The 19,382-nt window shown below is 65.2% G+C and carries 18 protein-coding genes; 14 read left to right on the top strand and 4 right to left on the bottom strand.

What is annotated here, in order from left to right; all coding sequences use genetic code 11:
• Together LDO41_RS28290 and LDO41_RS28295 are read right to left on the bottom strand one after the other, a co-directional pair.
• Window positions 1-946, bottom strand: a 946-nt coding sequence (locus LDO41_RS28290) for a TonB-dependent receptor plug domain-containing protein (protein ID WP_396022287.1), incomplete at its 3' end; no start/stop codon positions are given.
• A gap of 113 nt (window positions 947-1,059) precedes the next feature.
• Window positions 1,060-1,458 carry an RrF2 family transcriptional regulator gene (locus LDO41_RS28295; RefSeq protein ID WP_223994337.1) on the bottom strand — a complete coding sequence of 133 codons (399 nt, stop codon included), beginning with the start codon at window positions 1,456-1,458 and terminating at the stop codon, window positions 1,060-1,062.
• A gap of 253 nt (window positions 1,459-1,711) precedes the next feature.
• Here LDO41_RS28295 and LDO41_RS28300 point away from each other — a divergent pair, with 253 nt between their 5' ends.
• The 8 genes from LDO41_RS28300 (at window position 1,712) to ccsB (ending at window position 12,633) form a co-directional block, all read left to right on the top strand.
• A complete protein-coding gene (locus LDO41_RS28300; RefSeq protein WP_223994338.1) occupies window positions 1,712-2,749 on the top strand; it encodes a multicopper oxidase domain-containing protein in 1,038 nt (345 codons plus the stop codon).
• A 19-nt stretch (window positions 2,750-2,768) separates the two neighbouring features.
• On the top strand, window positions 2,769-3,491 hold the full coding sequence (locus tag LDO41_RS28305; RefSeq protein WP_223994339.1) for a c-type cytochrome: 723 nt from the start codon (window positions 2,769-2,771) through the stop codon (window positions 3,489-3,491).
• Complete coding sequence (locus tag LDO41_RS28310) at window positions 3,488-3,853, top strand: c-type cytochrome (RefSeq protein WP_223994340.1); 366 nt, start codon at window positions 3,488-3,490, stop codon at window positions 3,851-3,853. Before LDO41_RS28305 ends, LDO41_RS28310 begins: the two co-directional genes overlap by 4 nt.
• Window positions 3,854-3,924: 71 nt before the next feature.
• The gene (locus LDO41_RS28315) at window positions 3,925-4,857 is read left to right on the top strand and encodes a multicopper oxidase domain-containing protein (RefSeq protein WP_223994341.1); all 933 of its coding nucleotides are present in this window, start codon (window positions 3,925-3,927) and stop codon (window positions 4,855-4,857) included.
• Window positions 4,858-4,959: 102 nt separating this feature from the next.
• Window positions 4,960-6,366 carry an efflux RND transporter periplasmic adaptor subunit gene (locus LDO41_RS28320; RefSeq protein WP_223994343.1) on the top strand — a complete coding sequence of 469 codons (1,407 nt, stop codon included), beginning with the start codon at window positions 4,960-4,962 and terminating at the stop codon, window positions 6,364-6,366.
• Window positions 6,367-6,470: 104 nt separating this feature from the next.
• Complete coding sequence (locus LDO41_RS28325; protein WP_223994345.1) at window positions 6,471-9,599, top strand: efflux RND transporter permease subunit; 3,129 nt, start codon at window positions 6,471-6,473, stop codon at window positions 9,597-9,599.
• A complete protein-coding gene (locus LDO41_RS28330; RefSeq protein WP_223994347.1) occupies window positions 9,596-11,608 on the top strand; it encodes a cytochrome c biogenesis protein ResB in 2,013 nt (670 codons plus the stop codon). The genes LDO41_RS28325 and LDO41_RS28330 overlap by 4 nt, the downstream gene beginning before the upstream one ends.
• A gap of 2 nt (window positions 11,609-11,610) precedes the next feature.
• Window positions 11,611-12,633: a c-type cytochrome biogenesis protein CcsB gene (gene ccsB / locus LDO41_RS28335; protein ID WP_223994349.1), complete on the top strand. Its 1,023-nt coding sequence runs from the start codon at window positions 11,611-11,613 to the stop codon at window positions 12,631-12,633.
• A gap of 15 nt (window positions 12,634-12,648) precedes the next feature.
• Here the strand turns inward: ccsB and LDO41_RS28340 are convergent, their stop codons facing one another.
• Entirely contained in the window at window positions 12,649-13,398 is a 750-nt protein-coding gene (locus LDO41_RS28340; protein WP_223994351.1) for an SDR family NAD(P)-dependent oxidoreductase, read from the bottom strand.
• Window positions 13,399-13,499: 101 nt separating this feature from the next.
• Here LDO41_RS28340 and LDO41_RS28345 point away from each other — a divergent pair, with 101 nt between their 5' ends.
• The 6 genes from LDO41_RS28345 (at window position 13,500) to LDO41_RS28370 (ending at window position 17,457) form a co-directional block, all read left to right on the top strand.
• Window positions 13,500-14,375, top strand: a complete 876-nt coding sequence (locus LDO41_RS28345; protein WP_223994353.1) for a LysR family transcriptional regulator — start codon at window positions 13,500-13,502, stop codon at window positions 14,373-14,375.
• 96 nt (window positions 14,376-14,471) lie between these two features.
• Complete coding sequence (locus LDO41_RS28350; RefSeq protein ID WP_223994355.1) at window positions 14,472-15,458, top strand: catalase family peroxidase; 987 nt, start codon at window positions 14,472-14,474, stop codon at window positions 15,456-15,458.
• A gap of 2 nt (window positions 15,459-15,460) precedes the next feature.
• A complete protein-coding gene (locus LDO41_RS28355; protein WP_223994357.1) occupies window positions 15,461-16,045 on the top strand; it encodes a sigma-70 family RNA polymerase sigma factor in 585 nt (194 codons plus the stop codon).
• The gene (locus tag LDO41_RS28360; protein WP_223994358.1) at window positions 16,042-16,269 is read left to right on the top strand and encodes a zf-HC2 domain-containing protein; all 228 of its coding nucleotides are present in this window, start codon (window positions 16,042-16,044) and stop codon (window positions 16,267-16,269) included. Before LDO41_RS28355 ends, LDO41_RS28360 begins: the two co-directional genes overlap by 4 nt.
• A 151-nt stretch (window positions 16,270-16,420) precedes the next feature.
• Window positions 16,421-16,882, top strand: a complete 462-nt coding sequence (locus LDO41_RS28365; RefSeq protein ID WP_223994359.1) for a helix-turn-helix domain-containing protein — start codon at window positions 16,421-16,423, stop codon at window positions 16,880-16,882.
• 2 nt (window positions 16,883-16,884) lie between these two features.
• Window positions 16,885-17,457 carry a PIN domain-containing protein gene (locus LDO41_RS28370; RefSeq protein ID WP_223994360.1) on the top strand — a complete coding sequence of 191 codons (573 nt, stop codon included), beginning with the start codon at window positions 16,885-16,887 and terminating at the stop codon, window positions 17,455-17,457.
• 46 nt (window positions 17,458-17,503) lie between these two features.
• On the opposite strand, the gene LDO41_RS28375 is transcribed toward LDO41_RS28370, so the two are convergent.
• Window positions 17,504-19,366: a tyrosine-type recombinase/integrase gene (locus LDO41_RS28375; RefSeq protein WP_223994361.1), complete on the bottom strand. Its 1,863-nt coding sequence runs from the start codon at window positions 19,364-19,366 to the stop codon at window positions 17,504-17,506.
• Window positions 19,367-19,382: the final 16 nt, after the last annotated feature.

Below are 19,382 nucleotides of genomic sequence, written 5' to 3' on the forward strand. Positions count from 1 at the left end.
GCTGACCGTTGTCGAGTTTGACGGTCGTCACGTTGGCGAGGCGTTCGGTGCGCGTGTTGCGCGCCTGATCGCCGGCCAGCGCGCTGGCGGAGGCCATGCGCGGGTTGTGCAGCGCCTGATCGAGTGTGAGCGAACCCGGCAGCAACTGATCGACGATATATGCGCCGAAGTAGAAGCGCGTCTCCACGGCCGGGCTGAAGCGATAGCCGAAGTTTGCGTTGAGTTGCTCGTACTGGCCGCGCTCGTGGTTGCGATAGCCTTCCGAGTGATTGACCGTGAGATTGGCGAGGAAGTCGAACGCGCCAATCTGCCGTGACACCTGTGCGCTGGCGCGCGCGGTGCCGAAGCTGCCGCCGTCCACGCGCACCATGTTGGGCGTATCGGCCGTGAACGCGGTGGGCGTGGTGAAGTTGATCGCGCCGCCGAGCGTGGTGCTGCCGTACGCGAGTCCGTTGCCGCCCTTGTAGATCTCCGCGGCGGCCAGGCCGAGCGGATCGATCTGGTAGTAGTCGCCGCTGCCATCGGCAAAGTTGGTCGGCACGCCATCCTGCAGCAGGTCCAGGCCACGCGCGTGGAAGCCGCGCGCAATGCCGGAGCCGCGGATCGACAGTCGCAGCTCCTGACCGTAGCGTTCCTGCACGTACACGCCGGGCGCGTCCTTGAGCACGTCGCGCAGGTTGCTGGCGTAGGTGTCGCTATACGACGCCGCGTCGACAAAGCCGACCGATCCCGCCGACTGGAACAGCGATTCACGCTGCTCCTCGACTCCCGGCGTGGTCAGCGATCCCTGCCGTGCGTCCGCGGTCGCCGTTACCGTCGCGGTCGGCAGCGTGATGACAGGACCTTCGGCGCGCGCTGCGCCATGCGTGAACAGACCCAAGACCACCGTGCCAATCAAATGGCGACGATAGATGAAAGCCACCCTCTTCTTCTCTCTCTGATTCATGTTGTTCGATGCGTTTGTTTGCTTCATGTGTGGATGCCAGTCGACCCGCGGAAGTTTGCCGAAGCACCCTCTTCGCGCGCCATGTGGCAAAGCGGCGCACGGCACGCGCAAGGTCATGGATCGGTATGGGCGATCTCGGCGATCGAAATGCCATCGAGCACCGCCAGGTATGCGGCCAGCGCCCGCGCGATGGCGTCTTTGCAGTCCGCGCCTGCCGCGCATCGCCCGTCTTCGCGCATGCAATCGACAACGGCGAATGGTCGTTCCAGTGCGCGCACCACTTCACCGACCGAGATCTCCTGCGCTGGCCGCGCCAACCACGTGCCGCCGATGCGGCCACGCGCGGTACTGAGGTACCCCGCCTGCCGCAACCGCTGCAGGATTTTCACGGTGTGATTGCACGGAAGTCCGATGCCTGCCGCCACCTCGCGCGCGGTCAGCAATACGCCCTTCCTTCGCGCGAGATAGACCAGCGCGTGTATGCCGAACTCCGTCTGTATGGTCAGTCGCATAGGCGTTGCGGCACCCTCGTATCAGCAATATTCGCGTCATAAACGGTAGCCATTTTTTTCCTCCCTGTTATGCGACCGAGTCTATTTAAGATGCATGTTCCATACAAGATTTGCGGGTTTCTACGCTGTGTGGCTTCGATTTCTGTCTCGTTTACGCCCACATAGCCCTCACTTCATGTGTGCCTACTCCTGGGGCGAATCGTTAACATGTATAGTGCATGCATCTTTAAACGCAACGCCACAGGGGCACACGTTGAAATCCTTCCTTGCCACCATCACCGCGACGCTCGCGGCGACGACCGCGCTGATGACCGGCGCGCCGTCCGCGCTGGCCGCGACCCGCAACTTCGAGATGAACATCGAGGACACGCGCATCACGCTCGTGGACAAGCAGCAGTTCCACACCTTCGCGTTTGGCGGTCAGGTGCCGGGTCCGCTGTACTACGTCGATGAGGGCGACGAGGTCAACGTGACGGTCAACAACATGACCGCGTTGCCCCATACCGTGCATTGGCACGGCATGTATCAGAAAGACACGTGGAAGAACGACGGCGTGCCCGGCGTCACGCAGGAAGCCATCAAGCCTGGCGACTCCTACCACTACCGTTTTATCGCCGCGCCGTCCGGCACGATGTGGTACCACTGCCACGTCAACGTGAACGAACACGTGGCACTGCGTGGCATGTGGGGTCCGCTGATCGTGCGTCCAAAGACCCCGACTGCGCTCGAGAAGAAGGTCACGAAGGACTTCATCCTGATGTTTTCCGAGTGGGACTCCAAGTGGGCCGACAAGCCCGGCTTCGGCGGCCTGCCTTCGGACAAGCCCGACTACTTCACCATCAATGGCAAGGCTTATCCCGACACGCAACCCATTCGCATAGACAAGGGTGACGTCGTGCGCTTGCGGCTGATCGGCGCGGGCGACAGCATGCACAGCTTCCACTTGCACGGCCACAGCTTCAAGATCGCCTTCAAGGACGGCTTTCCGCTGCCCACACCAATCATGGCGGACACCATCATGTTCGGTCCGGGCGAGCGCTACGACATCATCTTCGAGGCCAACAACCCCGGCCGCTGGATGATCCACGACCACGTGGATTCGCACACCGTCAACGGTGACCGTCCGATGGGCGGAATCATGAGCGTGGTCGAGTACTCGGGCATCCCTTCCGACCCCTGGTACGACTGGGCCGGCAAGAAGTACCAGCCGAACTTCTATTACGAAGAGTCGCTCAGGAAGGGCCCGGGTCAGTACACCAACGACAACCTCAAGGGTCAGGCGGTGCAGTGACCGCCCACAGGAGTCTTTCATGAAACGCCCCATGTTCCCGCGGCTGCTGCCGTCTGTGCTGATACCAGCCGCCTTCGCCACGCTTGCCATGTCATCCGGGCACGTGCAGGCGCGTACGGGTCAGGAGGTCCTGCAGCAGCAGTGCGTGGCGTGCCACGCCGTAAGCAAACCGCAGTCGCTCGACCTCGAACGCTTGTGGCAGCGCAAGGGACCGGACCTGTATTACGCCGGCATCAAGTTCAACCAGCCGTGGCTTGAAAAGTGGTTGCAGAACCCGACCACGATCCGCCCGGCCGGCGTCATGCCCGCGCGCTCCGTGCGCGCCGCCGCCGACAAGACACCGGACACGGTCGATCCGGGCGCGCTTACGCCGCACCTTGCGCTCAGCAAGGACGAGGCGGCCGCCGTCGCGGCCGAGTTGATGAAGCTCGGCCCCGACCTCGGCCTTGTCGAGAAAGGCGCGTTCCGCAATGACCCGCCCAACGTCTCGATGGCCGGCATGCTGTTCTCGAAGCTGCGCGGCTGCGCGTCGTGCCATTCGGCCAAGCCCGGCAACGGTGGCAGTTCGGGGCCGGAGATGTACGACGGTGGCGCGCGCTTGCAGCCCGACTATATCGTTGCATACCTCCGCGATCCGCAGAAGTTCGACCCCCACGTGTGGATGCCGCGTCTGGACCTGAATGACGCCGACGTGCAGAAGCTCGCGGGATACATCACCACGCTCAAGGGAGAAGCCAAATGACGCGCTCGCTCTACTTGCTGCTCACCGCGGGACTGGCGCTGGGCGCGCTGCCGCAGGCCCGTGCCGACGACCAGTTCGCGCAGGCAACGCGGCTCTACAACACCTACTGCGTGCAATGCCACGGCGTGAACCGCGATGGCAATGGCGTGAACAGCCGCGACATGCCCGTCAAGCCGCGCGATCACACCGACACCAAGGCCATGGGGGATACACCGGACGAGACGCTGCTCAAGGCGATCAAGGGCGGTGGTCTGGCCGTGGGGAAATCCATTCTGATGCCGAAATGGGAGGGCGTTCTCACCGACGATGAAATGAAGGACATGGTTGGCTATCTGCGCTTCGTCAGCAAGACCTCGAAGTGAATGTGGCGGCCAGCTTCAATCCACCTCGATCAACCAAAACCAACAACAAACAAACCGGAAACTAGCAGGCAATGAAAGCACTCCGCACCATCCCTACGCTTCTGTTCGCAGCCGCCGCGCTGCTGGCGGGCGCGCAGGCCTACGCCAAGACTGTCAAGGTCACGCTGACAGCGAAGGAAGTAGACCTGCCCATCGACAACAAGGGCACGATGTACCGGACCTGGACCTTCGATGGTCAGGTACCCGGCACCGTCGTGCGTGTCACGGAAGGCGACACCGTCGAGTTCACGCTGATCAATGACAAGGCGAACAAGAACTCGCACTCGGTGGACTTCCACGCGGCCCGCGCCGACGTCGTCAAGGACTTCGAGTCGGTCAAGCCCGGCGAACAAGGCAGCTACACGTTCACGGCCGACTATCCGGGCGTGTTCTTCTATCACTGCGGCGCGGATCCGATGATCCAGCACATCGCACGCGGCATGTATGGCGCAATCATCGTCGACCCCAAGGATGCGAAGGCGATGCCGAAGGCCGACCGCGAGTATGTGCTGATCCAGTCGGAGCTCTATCCGAACCCGGACAGCCAGGCCGACATGATGGCCAACAAGTGGTCCAACGTGATGTTCAACGGCAGCATCTTCAAGTACGACCCGGTGCACGATCCAAACGCGAGCCGCATGCTGCAGGCCAAGCCCGGCGAACGCGTGCGCATCTATTTCGTCAACGCCGGTGTCAACGAGTTCTCGTCGTTCCATCCGATCGCGGGAATCTGGGATCGCGTCTACAGCAGCGGCAACCCGAAGAACGTGCAGGTTGGCCTGCAGAGCTTCGTGGTGGGACCGGGCGATGCCGCCACCTTCGATCTGATCTCGCCGAAGGAAGGCGCCAACGCGATCGTCACGCACTCGCTGCGCGGCGCCCTTTCCGGCGCGATCGCGATCATGCAGTTCTCCAACGATGCCGACCCGAAGGCCGGCAAGGGCGACAACATCCTCGTGAGGTAACGAGGGCGTAGCGCCGCAACCAGGGTAGTACCGGGGCTGGCCGACCTTCTGACAGGGGTCTGCGGCCGGCCCCTCCACTCAGTCCTTAGCGACAAGATGAACATGAAAGACCGTGCGATGTTGGGAACCGGGGCGGCCGCGGTGCTGCTGCTGTCCGGCGTGATAGGCGTGCTGGCGATGCAGGATGCCGCCAGCGATCCGTTTATCGGCCATGCGTTGGCCTCGAGCGCGGACGCGGTTGCCCACGCGGCGCGCCACCAGCACGCGCACGGCAAGTCCGCCGCTTCCGAGGCCATGCCCAACGTCGCGCTGCGCGGCACGGCATCCGCCCCCGGCGGCACGGTCTATACCTGCCCGATGCATCCGAACATCGTCACCGCGCAGCCGGGCAGTTGCCCGATCTGCGGCATGCACCTGGTCAAAGGCAATGTCAGCCAGCCCAGGCACGAGGCGGCATCACACGTCACGATCGAGGTTGCCGAGGCCGCGTACCGTCAACTCGGCGTGACCGTCGAGGTGCTGGACCGCCACGACGTCAAGCCGGTGACGCGTACCTACGCGGTGCTCGAATCCGATCAGGGCCGCTCCACCTCGGCCACACCGAAATTCGAAGGCTGGGTCAAGCGACTGGGGGTGTCGGCCGTGGGCGAACGCGTGCATCGTGGTCAGGTGCTGTACGACCTCTACTCCGCCGACGCGCAGCAGCGGCAGCGTGACTACATCGATCTGCTCACGCGGCGCGACAGCCTGGCCGGCGGCGGCATGGCCGGGGTCACCCAGAACAACGCGATGCTGGCGAGTGTCGCGCGCGAGATCGTGCGCATGCGCGACCGCCTGCGCGAGGCCGATATTCCGCCGGCAGTCATCGCCAGGCTGGAAACCGAACGCCGTGTCACCGACGTGATCTCCGTGCTCGCGCAGGCCGACGGGGTGGTCACCGCGATCAACGTCAAGCCCGGCGGCTTTGCCGGCCCCAACGAAGCGGTGCTCGCCTATGGCGATCCGCGCGGCACCAGTGCATCGGTCGTGCTTTACCCCGACCAGTTGGCGCAGCTGAACGACGGTGCGCAGCTCACGCTCACCACGGAGGCCGTGCCCGGTTGGCGCGCCCGTGTACCGTTACGCATCACCGCTGCCGAAGTCGATGCCGCCACGCGCAAGGCACGTGTGCGCGTGGCACTGCCAACAGCGCCCGCCGCGCTGGTCGCCGGCGCGATCCTCAACGCCGAGATCGAAATGCGCGGCGCGACCACGCTGACCGCGCCGCGCGATGCGGTGCTGCGCACCGGCCACGGCAGCTTCGTGATGGTCGCGCTGGGCGAGGGCCGCTTCCAGCCGGCCGAGGTCACGCTCGGCAAGGAGGACGCCGAGCGCGTGGAGATCGCGAGCGGCGTCGCGCCGGGCACCGCGATTGCCGTCAATGGCCAGTTTCTGCTGGGCGCGGAGGCCTCGCTCGCGGCCACGCGGCAGCGCCTGAGCGGTGGTGCGCCCGCCGCCGACGTAATGTAGGCCCACCCTCGTAGCCCCACCCTGGTAGCCCTACCCTGCCGCCGCCGCGCCGGGTAGCGGCAGCCAACCTTCCCATCCAAGCTTTCTGTCTTCGGAGACATGCTGTGATTGCGCGCATCATCGACTGGTCCATCCGCCATCGCGCGCTTGTACTGCTGGCGGCTGCCCTGTTGTGCGGCGCCGCGCTGCTTTCGCTGCGCACGCTGCCGCTCGATGCGCTGCCGGATCTGTCTGACACCCAGGTCATCGTCAAGACCGACTACCCGGGCCAGCCACCGCAACTGGTGGAAGACCAGGTCACCTATCCGCTCGCCAGTGCCCTGCTGTCGATTCCCGATGCCGAAGCGGTGCGTGGCTTCTCGATGTACGGGCAGTCCTACGTCTATATCGTGTTCCGCGACGGCGTGGCCCCGGCTGTGGCCCGCGCGCGGGTTACCGAACAACTGAATCAGGCGCGCGACCGCATGCCGGCCGGGATCACGCCGGCACTGGGCCCCGATGCCTCCGGGGTCGGCTGGATCCTTGCCTATTCCCTCGAAGATTCGACCGGGCAGGTGCCGCTCGACCGGCTCAAGGCGCTGCAGGACTACTATCTGGCGCCCGAGCTGCGTGCGATTCCCGGCGTGGCCGAGATTGCCAGCCTCGGTGGCAAGAGCCGCCAGTACGAGATCCAGCCCGATCCGCAAAAACTGGCGGCGCTCGGCCTGACCGTCGCGGAGATCGCCGCGGCGGTACGTGACAGCAATCAGGCCATCGAAGGCGGTGCCTTTGAACTCGCGCGGTCGCGGCTGGTGGTACGCGCGGGCGGGTTGCTCCGTACCCCCGAAGACCTGCTTGACGTGCCATTGCCGGTGAACACCGACGGTGGCACCGTACGTCTGCGCGACGTCGCGCGCGTGGCCACCGTGCCGCGCCCGAGCGAAGGTGCCGTCGATATCGACGGTCACGGTGATGCCGCCAGCGCGATCGTTGTCATGCGTCAGGGACAGAACACGCTTGCCACCATCGAGCGCGTCAAGGCGCGCCTGACACAGTTGCAAGGTGGCCTGCCGGCGGGCGTGCGGGTATCGCTCGAATACGATCGCTCGGGGCTGATCCTGCGCGCGATCGACACGCTGCGCGGCAAGCTGCTGGAGGAATCGCTCGCGGTAGCGCTGGTCTGCATCGTGTTCCTGTTGCATCTGCGCTCGTCGCTGACCGCCATTGTCACGCTGCCGGTTGGCATCCTCGGCGCGCTGCTGGTGCTGCGGTGGCAGGGCAGCACGGCCAATATCATGTCGCTCGGTGGCATCGCCATTGCCGTCGGCGCGATGGTGGATGCCGCGATCGTGATGGTGGAGGCGATGCACCGCCGGCTGGAGAAGGAGCCCGATCCCCCGGCCGCCCGCCGCTGGGTCATCGTGCGCGAGAGCGCGATCGAGGTGGGCCCGTCGCTGTTCTTCTCGCTGCTGATCATCGCCGTCTCGTTCCTCCCGATCTTCGCGTTGCAGGGCCAGGAAGCGCGGCTGTTCTTCCCGCTTGCGTTCACCAAGACCTACGCGATGGCCTTTGCCGCGGTACTCGCCATCACCCTGACCCCGGTGCTGATGGGCTATGCGGTGCGCGGCAAGATTCGCCCGGAAGCGCGCAATCCGGTCAGCCGCGCGCTGCGCGCCGTGTATGCGCCGATGTTATTTGGCACGCTGCGGCACGCGCGCATCGCGCTTGGCGCGGGGCTGGTGCTGGTGCTCGGCGCGGCGTGGCCGCTCGCGCAGGTCGGGAGCGAGTTTATGCCGCCGCTCGACGAAGGCGATCTGCTCTATATGCCCACAACGCTGCCGTCGGTTTCGGCGGCGGAGGCGCAGCATATCCTGCAATTGACCAATCGCATGATGCTGCAGGTGCCCGAGGTGGAGCACGTGTTTGGCAAGGTTGGCCGCTCCGATTCGGCGACGGATCCCGCGCCGCTGTCGATGATCGAAACCACGATCCGGCTCAAGCCGCGCGCGCAGTGGCCGGCCGGCACCACGGTGACCGATGTGATCGCCAAACTCGATGCCGCGGTGCAGGTGCCCGGCCTCACCAACTCCTGGGGCTATCCGATCCGCACGCGCATCGATATGGTCTCCACGGGCATTCGCAGCCAGTTCGCGCTCAAGATCAGCGGCCCCACGCTGGCAGGCATCGACGCGATGGCCGCCGACGTGCAGGCGGTCCTGCACGGTGTGCCGGGCACGCGTTCCGTGTTTGCCGAACGCGCGGGCAGTGGGCGCTATGTCGATATCGACTTCGACCGCGGCGCGCTGGGTCGGTTGGGTATTGGCATGGCGGATGTCCAGGCGGCCATCGAAGGCATGCTCGGCGGCCAGCAACTGACCATGCTCGTGGATGGACGCGAGCGCGTGCCGGTGACGATGCGCCTGCCGGCGTGGCTTCGGGAAACGCCGGAGGCCATCGGCGCCCTGCCACTGCGTACGCCCACCGGCGCGCGCGTGCCGCTGCGCGAGGTGGCGCGCGTACGCATCGCCGATGGTCCCACCGAGGTCAAGAGCGAGAACGCGAAGCTCGTGGGCTATGTGTTCGTCGACGTCGCCGATGCCGATATCGGCGGCTACTATCGGCGCGCGCGCGCCGCGCTCGACGCGGCCAATCTGCGACACCCGGGCCATGCCGCGACCTGGACCGGACAGTATCTGCAGTTCGAGCATGCGGCCGCCAATCTCGCCGCGATCGGGGCTGCTACCGCGGCACTCGTGCTCGCGCTGTTGTATATCCACTTTCGCAGCGCACGCCGGGTGTTGCTGGTCACGCTGTGCCTGCCCGCGGCGGTAGCGGGCGGACTGTGGCTGGTGTGGCTGCTCGGTTTCCAGATGTCGGTCGCGGTGGTCATCGGCTTTATCGCGCTCGCGGGCGTGGCCACAGAGTTTGGCGTGGTGATGGTCCTCTATCTGGATCAGGCCGTGCAGCGATGGGTGTTGCAAGGCCGCCCGCTGGGCCGCACAGGCTTCTACCGCGCGCTGGTCGGCGGCGCGTTGCTGCGGCTGCGACCCAAGGCGATGACGGTCTCCGTGATCCTGGCTGGGTTGCTGCCGGTGATGTTGTCCGATGCCACGGGTACCGATGTGATGCAGCGCATTGCAGCACCGCTGATCGGCGGCATGCTGTCGGCGCCGCTGTTCTCGCTGCTGCTGATGCCGGCGCTGTATGCGTGGTTGTTCGACCCAAGCAGGGCAGCCAACAAGGTGGCGGTATGAAAAACTACCTGCGCGCCTTGTGGAGACTGCTGGGATCGATGCGGTTCGCCGTCACGATCCTGATGGTCGTGGCAATCGCCGCGAGCATTGGCAGCATCGTGCCGCAGAACGCGGGCATGGCGGACTACGTCTCGCGCTATGGCACCGCTGGCGCCGAAGCGCTGCTCTGGCTTGGGCTTACCGACGTTTATCACACGCCGTGGTTCGCCACGCTGCTGATCGTGATGGCCACCTCCACCGGCATCTGCGTCGCCCGCAATCTGTTGCCGATGCTGCGGCAGATCCGGGATCCGCTCGATCACGTGAATCGGCGCTTCGTCGAGGGCTTGCCCGCGCGGTTCGTGTTGCCCGGCCAGCATCACGTCAACTGGCAGTTGGAACGGCTGATGCCGCGTCTGCGCCGGGCGCGCTACCGCACGGTGGTGCGCCGCAGTCCCGATGGCTCGCTACTGGTGGCGGCACGACGCGGCGGTGCGCGGCGCATCGGCTATCTGCTGACGCACATGGCCATCGTGCTGATTACCGTGGCAGCGTTTCTGAACAGCGACATCGCGGTGCGCGCGCGGCTGGCACTGGGATGGCAGCGCATCGAGACACGTGCGCTTGCGGTGGATGACGTGCCTCCCGCCAGTGTGCTGCCCACGGATACATGGAGCTTCCGCGGGCAGGTGACCCTTGCCGAGGGCGATGCGGGCAATCACGCGATCGTGGCGATGGCCGATGGCTACCTCGTGCAGCCGCTGCCGTTCGTGCTGAGGCTGTTGCGCTTCCGCGTCGAGCGTTATCCCAACGGGCAGCCACGCGACTTTGTCAGCCAGGTGGAAGTCGTGCGTGCGGGCCAGGCTGCCACCCGGCACGTACTGCGCGTCAATCATCCGCTTACGATCGACGGCGTCACGCTGTATCAATCTGGTTTCGCCGACGGTGGCAGTGCGCTGACGCTCACGGCACTCGCGCGTAACGGCACGGCCACGCCGCTGCGCGCCACGGTCGGCGGCAGCGAGGCGATCCTTCTCGGCGATGCGCCATGGACGTTCGAGGCGACGGATCTTCGTACCGAGAATATCCAAGGCAGCGACGCGCCGGCGACGAGCGCGCTTGCGCGTTTTTTGCGCGGTCATGCCGTGGAGAGCACCGATCTCGGCCCGAGCATCGCCTACCGGTTGCGCGATCCCGCCGGGCAAGCGCGCGACATGATGACGTATCTGCGACCAATGACATTCGATGGCGTACGCTATCGGGTCGGCGGCGTTCGCCGCGAGCGTGACGACGAACGGGGCAATGAAGCGAGTTTCGACTACGTCCGGATCCCACTCGACCCCGACGACACGGCGACCACGTTTACGCGCTTCGAAGACCTGTTGCACCGTGAGGATGCACGGGTCGAGGCCGCACGTGCCACCTTCACCGATCGCGCTACGGCGGCACTGGCCGCGCGGGCGCTGGCCACGTTCGCGGAGGATGGCATGCGTGGTGTGTCGACACTGGTCGCGGAAACCGTGCCCGAACCTGGTCGCGAGGATGCCACCGCGCTACTGCTTGCATTGATCGCGCGCACCACGCCCGCGCTCGCCCGCATGGGCGCGGACGCCGATCCCGCCCGCATCGGCCGCTTGCTGACCGCGCACGATGATGTGATGACCGCCGGCACGCCTCTGTGGATCGTCGATGGCACGTTCACGCAGCGTCAGGCTTCCGGATTACAGGTCGCCCGCCAGGGCGGCAATGCGCTGCTCGTCTTGTCCATGCTGATGCTGGCGGTTGGCGTCTGCCTGCAATACCTCGTGCGTGAGCGCCGCGTCTGGCTGCATTGGCCCGCCGATCGCGGCGACGGTGCTGGCGCGGCTGTGGCCGGCATGCGCGCGCAGCGGCGTTCGCCCGCGCTCGATGCCATGCTTGCGGACGAACTGCGGACGCTGCTCGGCCCACTTCTCAGCCCAATTGTCGATGCCAGCCCCGCTTCAGCACCTCACGCTCCGCCCCACCCGGCCGTCAACACTCGGGAGTGACCATGTACCCAGCCTCGCTTTCCTCTCATACCGCCCTGCCACAACGGCTGCCTACCACCGCTACGCGCTTCTGGCGTCCGCTCGCAGTTTTCGTCCCCGCCGTGGCATTGCTTGCGCTGCTGTCGATCTGGCAACTCGCGCGCGATCTCGGCCGCACGCTGACGCCGGCCGACATGGCCTCCGGTCCGGTCAGCCAGCCGCTGCTGCTGGCATCGGGCGCACTGACCGCCATCGCAGCGGCGCTCTACCTTGCGGGTTGGCTGCGCCACGGTCCGCGCACGCTCACGGCTGGCCGCGTCGCGATCTGGGTTGCGCTTGGCCTGGCCGCCTCGGCATTCGCGGTGCGCTGGTACGAGTCCTCGCAGATCGGACCCGGCATGGGGCATATTCCGGTGAGCAATCTGTACGAAGTTTTCGTGGTGTTTATCGTCCTGACCGGATTGATGATGCTGTACGTCGAGCGGCGCTGCAATTCGGCCGGCACCACGGTATTCGTGCTGCCGGTGTTATGCGCGGCGCATGCCTTTCTGTTCTGGTACGGCGCCACGCGCGGCGCCGGTGCGATTACGCCGTTGATTCCGGCGTTGCAGTCGTACTGGATGAAACTTCACGTGCCCGCGAACTTCCTCGCTTATGGCGCCTTCTCGATCGCCGCGATGCTCGCGGCGGCGCGTCTGGTGGCGGGCCATCGATTCCTGCTTACGCGCCTGCCGGCCGACGCGTGGCTCGACGAAGCGATCTACCGTGCCATCGCGGTCGGCTTCGCGTGCTTCACGGTGGCGACGATTCTCGGCGCCCTGTGGGCGGCGGAAGCCTGGGGCGGCTACTGGTCGTGGGATCCCAAGGAGACGTGGGCGCTCGTGGTCTGGCTCAACTACGCCGCATGGTTGCACTTCCGCATGCTCGGCAAGGCGTCCTCGATCACCCTGGCGTGGTGGGCGCTGGTCGGGCTGTTTGTGACGCTCTTCGCGTTCCTCGGGGTGAACATGTATCTGGCCGGGCTGCATTCCTACGGTGCGCTGTAGCCCGACCCCATCGCCTCAAGTCAACGCAATGCCGCCGTCCACGCGCAGATTGACGCCGGTGATAAAGCTGCCGGCATCGCTGGCCAGCAGCAGCGCCGCGTTGGCGAGCTCCTCGGGACGGCCCAGGCGGCCCAGCGGAATCGCGTTCGACATCATGTCTTCAAACGCCGGCCGCGCTTCCGGTGCCACACCGAGCTTGGCGAGGATCGGCGTATCGACCGGCCCCGGGCTCAGCACGTTCACACGAATCGCGCGCGTCTTCAATTCCAGTGCCCAGCTGCGCGCGAAGGCTTCCAGTGCGGCCTTGGTGCCCGCGTAGACCGCATGCCCTTCGAGCACCTTCTGGCTCGCGATCGAGCTGACCAGCACGATCGCACCGCCGCCGCGCATGACCGGCACGATCTTCTGCACTCCGAAGAACACGCCGCGCGCGTTGGTGGCGAACTGCACGTCGTACTCCTCCACGCCGACCCGATCCGACGGCGTGATCGTGTTCATGCCGGCGTTTGCGACGTAGATATCGATCTGGCCGAAGCGCTCGGCCGCATAGGCGGCGACACGGTCGTGCGTGGCAAGGTCGGCGATGTCGCCCGTCAGGCCGGTCGCGCGCGGGCCCAGCGCTACGACGGCCGAGTCAACGGCGTCCTGACGACGGCCAACGATGACGACATTGGCGCCTTCGTCGATAAAGCGGCTGGCGATTGCGTATCCGATGCCACTGTTGCCGCCGGTGACGACGGCGGTTTTTCCTGCGAGCGCTAGCATGATGAAGGTTCCTTCATTGATGGAATGGCAGCCATCATGCGTGCGCATCGCTGCGTGGACTAGCCTACAATCGGCCCATCACTTGTGCCAATCTGTCATCAATGTCGATCGAACGCCTGCACGGACTTTCCGCCTTTGTGCGCGCCGTGGAAGCGGCGTCTTTTACCGCCGCCGCACGCACGCTTGGCACCACGCCATCGGCGGTCTCGAAAAGCGTGGCGCGGCTGGAGGCACGGCTAGGCGTCAAGCTATTCCAGCGCTCGACGCGCGCGGTGGTGCTGACGGTCGAAGGGCGTGCGTATTACGAGCGCGTCGCGTCGCTGGTGCGCGGACTCGAAGAAGCGGCCGATGCGGTGGCGCCAGCCGCCACAGCGGCAGGCCGGCTGCGTGTGAGTATGCCCAGCGACCTTGCGCGCTCGCTGCTGGGACCGATCACGGCGGTGCTGATGCCGAAACATCCGCGGCTGACACTCGACGTCAGCGTGAGCGACCAGCACGTCGATCTGCTCCGGCAAGGCTTTGACCTTGCGTTGCGGGCCGGGCATGCGGCGGACAGCGGCCTGCATACGCGCCATATCGCGGATCTGCCGCTGGTGCTGGTGGCCGCGCCCGACTACCTCGCGCGCCACGGTGTGCCGCACACGGTCGCCGAGCTCGCGGCACATCGTCATGTGCGCTACCGGCTGGCTGGGCAGGTGGTGCCCATCGCGTTCGCCACCGACACCTGCCCGCCGCTCGAGGGCGTGTTCGACACCGACAGCGGCGAGGCCATGCGCACGGCGGCGCTGAACGGGCTTGGCATCGCGCAACTGCTGCGCACGACGGTGCAGCGCGATCTCGATGCCGGCACGCTACGCACGGTGCTGCCAGACGTGGCGCTGCGGCCGGTGCCGCTACAGATGCTGCACGGCTTCGGCCGGCGGCTGCCGGCGCGGGCAAAGGTGTTCATTGACTTTGTGGTGGGAGAGATCGCTTAAGCCAGTGCCCCTGCGAAAGAATTTTCGGTTTGACTGTAACGATTTGGGTCCGAGGCGCGACTCCTAAGGGAGATGCCCCTTTATGGAAGCCAAATCATGTCCACCCCACAGCTCAACTGGAAAACCTTAATCATGGCCGCTACGCTTGCCTCCTCTGCCGTCCACGCCACCCCACCCTCGCCTGCCGAGCAGGTGGATGCACTCAACGGTGTCTTCGGCAAACACGCTGGTGCGCGTGCCAGTCATGCCAAGGGCTTCTGTGCCAGCGCGCAGTTTGTGCCGTCAAAGCAGGCCGCTTCGTTCGTACGTGCGCCGTTGTTTGTCGAGCCTTCGGTGCCGGCCATCGTGCGCTGGTCGATCGGTGGCGGCAATCCGGGGATTTCGGACAAGAGCCGCAGTGTGCGCGGCCTGGCCGTGCGCCTGCAGGGCAAGTCCGATACCTACGATCTGGTGATGATCTCCGAGCCGGTATTCTTTGCCGCGACGCCGGAGTCCTTCGTCAGTTTCCTTCAGGCCAGAGTGCCCGATCCCGCGACCAGGAAGCCCGATGCGGACAAGATCAAGGCGCACAATGAGCGCTTCCCGGATGGCACACGCCAGCCCGCATTGCTGGCCTCGCACGCGGCCCCACAATCCTATGCAACCACGCCCTATCATGCCAACCATGCGTTCCGCTTTACCGGGAAGTCGGGCCAGAGCACCTGGGCGCGGGTCGTCATGGAGCCCGTGGCGGGAACGCACTACCTGACGGCGGAACAGGAGGCGTCGATGCCAGACAATTTCCTTCACGCCGAGCTGAACGAACGACTGAACAAAGGTCCGGTGGAGTTCATCCTCTTTGCCCAGCCCGCCGGGCCCAATGACACGCTGACCGATTCGTCGCAGCAGTGGGCGCCGAATGGCCCCGCGCGCGTCGAACTGGGTCGCCTGAAGGTGACCGCCCTCGCCGATCCCGCTACCTGTACGCCGACGATGTTCGTGCCGACGGTGCTCCCCGCCGGCGTCGAACCGTCGGCGGATCCGATCCTGCAAGCGCGCGCGGCGGCCTATGCGGTCTCCCTGCAGCGCCGTCTGCAGCAGTGATCATGCGTGCAGCCGCGGAGCGAGACGTGCAGTGGCCACCCGAACTGGCGGCTCATCGAGATTTCCTGCGCCGGCTTGCGCTGATGCAGATGGGCAGTCCGTTCGAAGCCGACGACGTCGTACAGGAAACCTTGATTGCCGCCGCAACGGGGCTGCATGGCTTTACTGGCAACGTGCCGATGCGGGCCTGGCTGGTCGGCATCCTTCGCCACAAGATCGTTGATGTCATGCGACGCTGGCAGCGGATCGTCCCGCTCGACCTGAGCGACGACGCGATGGCGGACGGCCATGTCATGGAGGAGATGTTCACCGCCGACGGTACGTGGCTACCCGAGGCACTGGGAAATGTCGATGGTCCAGGGGACCGCCTGGATCGTCAGCAACTTCTGGAGTTGGTGGAGCTTTGCATGCAGGCACTCCCGCCCGCGTCGGCGCGGGTGTTTCTGCTGCGCGAGTACCTGGGTATGGAAATCAGCGAAATCGCCACGCAAACCGCGCTTTCTACGGGAAATCTGCGCGTAATCATGCATCGCACTCGCCTGCGTCTACGCGCATGCGTGGTCCGAGGCTGGGGAGAAGAAAGATGACTCAATTACCCGATTCGCATCAGGACGCTGGTGGCATTCGTTGTCGTGACGCCGCTGGCCTGGTCTGCGAAGCCCGTGACCGCGAACTCGTGCCAGACGAGCGCGCCGCGCTCGACGCGCACCTCGCTGTGTGTCCATATTGCAAAGTGGCCAGCCGTCAGTTCGCGGCCCTGTTCGAGCAACTCGATGAGCTTCTCGGCAAGACGCAATCGCGACCCGAATAGTCGAGCCGAGCGAGGATGACGCCGCGATGCACGTCAACTCGGAAAATGTGTCCCAATCGACACAATGCAATATGCGGTCCTTTCGGTTATTGCGATTTCGTTTGTTTCGATTTACCATGCGTCACCACGCACAGTATGTATCGGAGCCCCCATGCCACACACCATCGCCAACACACTGCTGCCATCGGCAGCTGAGAGCGCCATCGCGCGCGAGTCGTCGCGCAGCTTGGCAGTCGTTCTGGACTGCAAGGCCGAGACGCAGCAATTCGACTTCAGAAACGCCCGGGGCGAGGTGCAGCAAGTCACGCTGCCCACCACGGCGTTAAAGCTTCTAGTCGATTTGCTCTCTGAAATCGGGAATGGCAACGCTGTTTCGATCATCCCTATTCACGCTGAGTTGACCACTCAGGAGGCCGCGGACCTCCTGAACGTGTCGCGCCCATACCTTGTGCAATTGCTCGAGAAGAACGAGATCCCGTTTCGCAAAGTCAATACGCATCGACGCGTTCTCTATAAAGACGTCGTGGCATACAAGGAACGTATCGACACCGAGCGACGGAAGGCTCTCGACGAACTCGCGGCTCAGGCGCAAGAGCTCGACATGGGATATTAAGGATGGCGTCGAACTTTGCCGTGGTCTACGACGCTTGCGTTCTGTTCCCTGCTCCACTTCGTGATCTGCTCATGCGGCTCGCTCTGACGGACCTGTATCGCGCCAAGTGGACCGATCAGATTCATGATGAGTGGACACGTAATCTGATCGCGAGGCGCCCAGACCTCGACGCTGGCAGATTGCAGCGCACGCGCAGCTTGATGAACGACAAGGTTCGGGATTCGCTCGTCGTGGGCTACGAGCACTACATTGAAACCATCGAATTGCCTGATCTAGACGATCGGCACGTGGTCGCAGCGGCTATCCATGCAGGGGCCGAAGCGATTGTCACATTCAATCTGAAGGACTTCCCGAAAGCGGCGCTCTCAAAGTTCAATATGGAAGCGCTGCATCCGGACGACTTCATCATGGATCTGTGGGACCTGCACAAGGGGAAGGTGCTGGCAGCGGTAGCCGAACACCGCGCATCGCTCAAGAACCCGCCTATGAGTCAAGACAACTACCTTGCCACGCTACTCAAGCAAGGTCTGACGAACACCGTAGCGACGCTATCTGAATTCAAGATGGCTCTTTGATCAGATTGATCTCGCGGTACGAGAGCGCTCTGCACGCGGTTCGCGATCAATACATCCCTGCCTGATCCAGCTCACGCGCGCGCCGGGCATCCTCGGCATGGACGTAGACCGAGGTCGTCGCCAGCGATGCATGGCCGAGCTGGTGTTGGACCACGTCGAGGGCCACGCCGCGTGCGATGGCGTGGGAGCCGAAGGTGTGTCGCAGCCAATGGGCGCTGGCCTGTGCGAGGCGCGCAGCGGCGGCTGGGTCCTCCGTGGCCAGCACCTCGGCCGCTTGAGCGAAGAAACCCTTCCGGATTGCATCGAGCTGCGCGACGGAGAGTCGGCCGGTGGCACCATCGTTCTTTACGCGACCGATCAGAGGCGTTGCCGGGTGCAGGCGCTCGAACTCCCGGCGCAGGCCGCGCGCGGCCAGGTAATCGCGCAGGACCTCGATGACCGGCGCGGGCACGTGCACCTCGCGGGCGCGCGTGCCCTTCCCCACGAACGACAATGTCCACACACCGCGCTGATCGGCGGAGAGATCCTGCTGCCGCAGATCGCCGACGGTAACCCGAGCCTGTTCGGAGATCCGCAGGCCGGTGGCATAGGCGAAGCGCAACAGAAACTGCATGCGCGCGGTGCGGGCGTCGTCGGGAGGCAGACCCGCGGCGAAACTGCGCAGGAACTGCCATTGCGCGTCGGTAAAGCTGCGCGCCACCTTGATGCGGCCCTGCCCCGAGGCTTTGGGTTTAGGTAGCAGCGCGAACGGGTTGTAGCGCAGGTACTGAGCGCTGACCAGCCATGTACACAGGCTCTTCACGATGGTGAACGCCTGCCGCACGCTGCCGGGAGACAGCGGCCCTTCAAACGGACGCCAGTCGAAACGATAGCGCGGCGTGCCGCGCGCACCGACCCATTGCGCTGCGGGTTGCGGATCGGCAATGAAAGTCAGATACGCGCTGCAATCTTCAACCGTCAGATCGGACAAGGCCTTGCCACGGGCGAACACCGCCCACAGCAGGAAACGCTCTGCCTGCGTACGGTAGGCGCGCCATGTATGACCGCCGATGGGCATATGCACACCGAGCCAGGCGTGAATGGCCATCAGGTCGTTCTGCGCGGCGATACGCTGCTCGCTGCCGGCGGCCGCGCGGTTGTGGCCGTGCCGGCCATCGAGGGCCGGCGGTAGCAGCAGCGATTCCAGCGGAGCGACCATTGCGGCGGGCGGACGCAGGCTCGACAGCTCCGCAGTGGTCGCTTTGCGTCGCGGTACCAGCGCAGCGGGAGGGATGGCGCCGAGCTCGGTCGCGAACTCGGCCAGCCATGCCTCGATGCGTCGGGCCGTGTGGGCACCGATACGGTCTACACGCTGATACCAACGCGCGCCGCCCTGCGCGATGCCAGCCTGCAACGCAGCAAGCGTGGTCCAGTCGACGGCGATCAAGCGATGCGCAATCGCTGGCGTGAACCAGCCGCTGACGGCATCGTCAGCCGATGGGCGTGCCGCGAGCAGCGGTTGCAGTTCATCGAGCGCGCGTTGCTGACGCTTGCGACGAGCCTGCCGGGCGGAAGCGGTCTCGCCGGCGGGCGGGTGAAACAACGCGTGCCAGGCGGACTCGCTCCAACGGCGCGGCGATGTCGAACCTGCTGTCGCAGCCTTCCCGTCTTTGCTCACGGGCCGCGTCGCCAGACGCTGAACACCGCGGGCAAGCTCCTCGGCAATCCAGTCAGCCGTCGCGCGCGCCAGGCGCAGATCGAGTCCCGTATCCAGATAACGATCGGCCAATCGAGCGAGGTCAACACCTTCGAGCACGCCACGATAAAACGCGAAATGATGCGGCCCCAGCAGCCGCGCAGGTGCGACCGCAGCGCGCTGGCGTCGGCGTGCTGGCGAGAGGGTCGTGGCGGGTTCGGAGGTTCGAGGCAAGGCAAATCGAGGGAAT

Origin of the sequence: Cupriavidus pampae, from assembly GCF_914271485.1 — a bacterium.
GTDB lineage: Bacteria > Pseudomonadota > Gammaproteobacteria > Burkholderiales > Burkholderiaceae > Cupriavidus > Cupriavidus pampae.

Bases quoted from the DNA above. Each gene is read 5' to 3' on its own strand.
- LDO41_RS28295 (WP_223994337.1), bottom strand. From the start codon at position 1,458: ATGCGACTGACCATACAGACGGAGTTCGGCATACACGCGCTGGTCTAT.
- LDO41_RS28305 (WP_223994339.1), top strand. From the start codon at position 2,769: ATGAAACGCCCCATGTTCCCGCGGCTGCTGCCGTCTGTGCTGATACCA.
- LDO41_RS28310 (WP_223994340.1), top strand. From the start codon at position 3,488: ATGACGCGCTCGCTCTACTTGCTGCTCACCGCGGGACTGGCGCTGGGC.
- LDO41_RS28315 (WP_223994341.1), top strand. From the start codon at position 3,925: ATGAAAGCACTCCGCACCATCCCTACGCTTCTGTTCGCAGCCGCCGCG.
- LDO41_RS28320 (WP_223994343.1), top strand. From the start codon at position 4,960: ATGAAAGACCGTGCGATGTTGGGAACCGGGGCGGCCGCGGTGCTGCTG.
- LDO41_RS28330 (WP_223994347.1), top strand. From the start codon at position 9,596: ATGAAAAACTACCTGCGCGCCTTGTGGAGACTGCTGGGATCGATGCGG.
- ccsB (WP_223994349.1), top strand. From the start codon at position 11,611: ATGTACCCAGCCTCGCTTTCCTCTCATACCGCCCTGCCACAACGGCTG.
- LDO41_RS28340 (WP_223994351.1), bottom strand. From the start codon at position 13,398: ATGCTAGCGCTCGCAGGAAAAACCGCCGTCGTCACCGGCGGCAACAGT.
- LDO41_RS28345 (WP_223994353.1), top strand. From the start codon at position 13,500: ATGTCGATCGAACGCCTGCACGGACTTTCCGCCTTTGTGCGCGCCGTG.
- LDO41_RS28350 (WP_223994355.1), top strand. From the start codon at position 14,472: ATGTCCACCCCACAGCTCAACTGGAAAACCTTAATCATGGCCGCTACG.
- LDO41_RS28355 (WP_223994357.1), top strand. From the start codon at position 15,461: ATGCGTGCAGCCGCGGAGCGAGACGTGCAGTGGCCACCCGAACTGGCG.
- LDO41_RS28360 (WP_223994358.1), top strand. From the start codon at position 16,042: ATGACTCAATTACCCGATTCGCATCAGGACGCTGGTGGCATTCGTTGT.
- LDO41_RS28365 (WP_223994359.1), top strand. From the start codon at position 16,421: ATGCCACACACCATCGCCAACACACTGCTGCCATCGGCAGCTGAGAGC.
- LDO41_RS28370 (WP_223994360.1), top strand. From the start codon at position 16,885: ATGGCGTCGAACTTTGCCGTGGTCTACGACGCTTGCGTTCTGTTCCCT.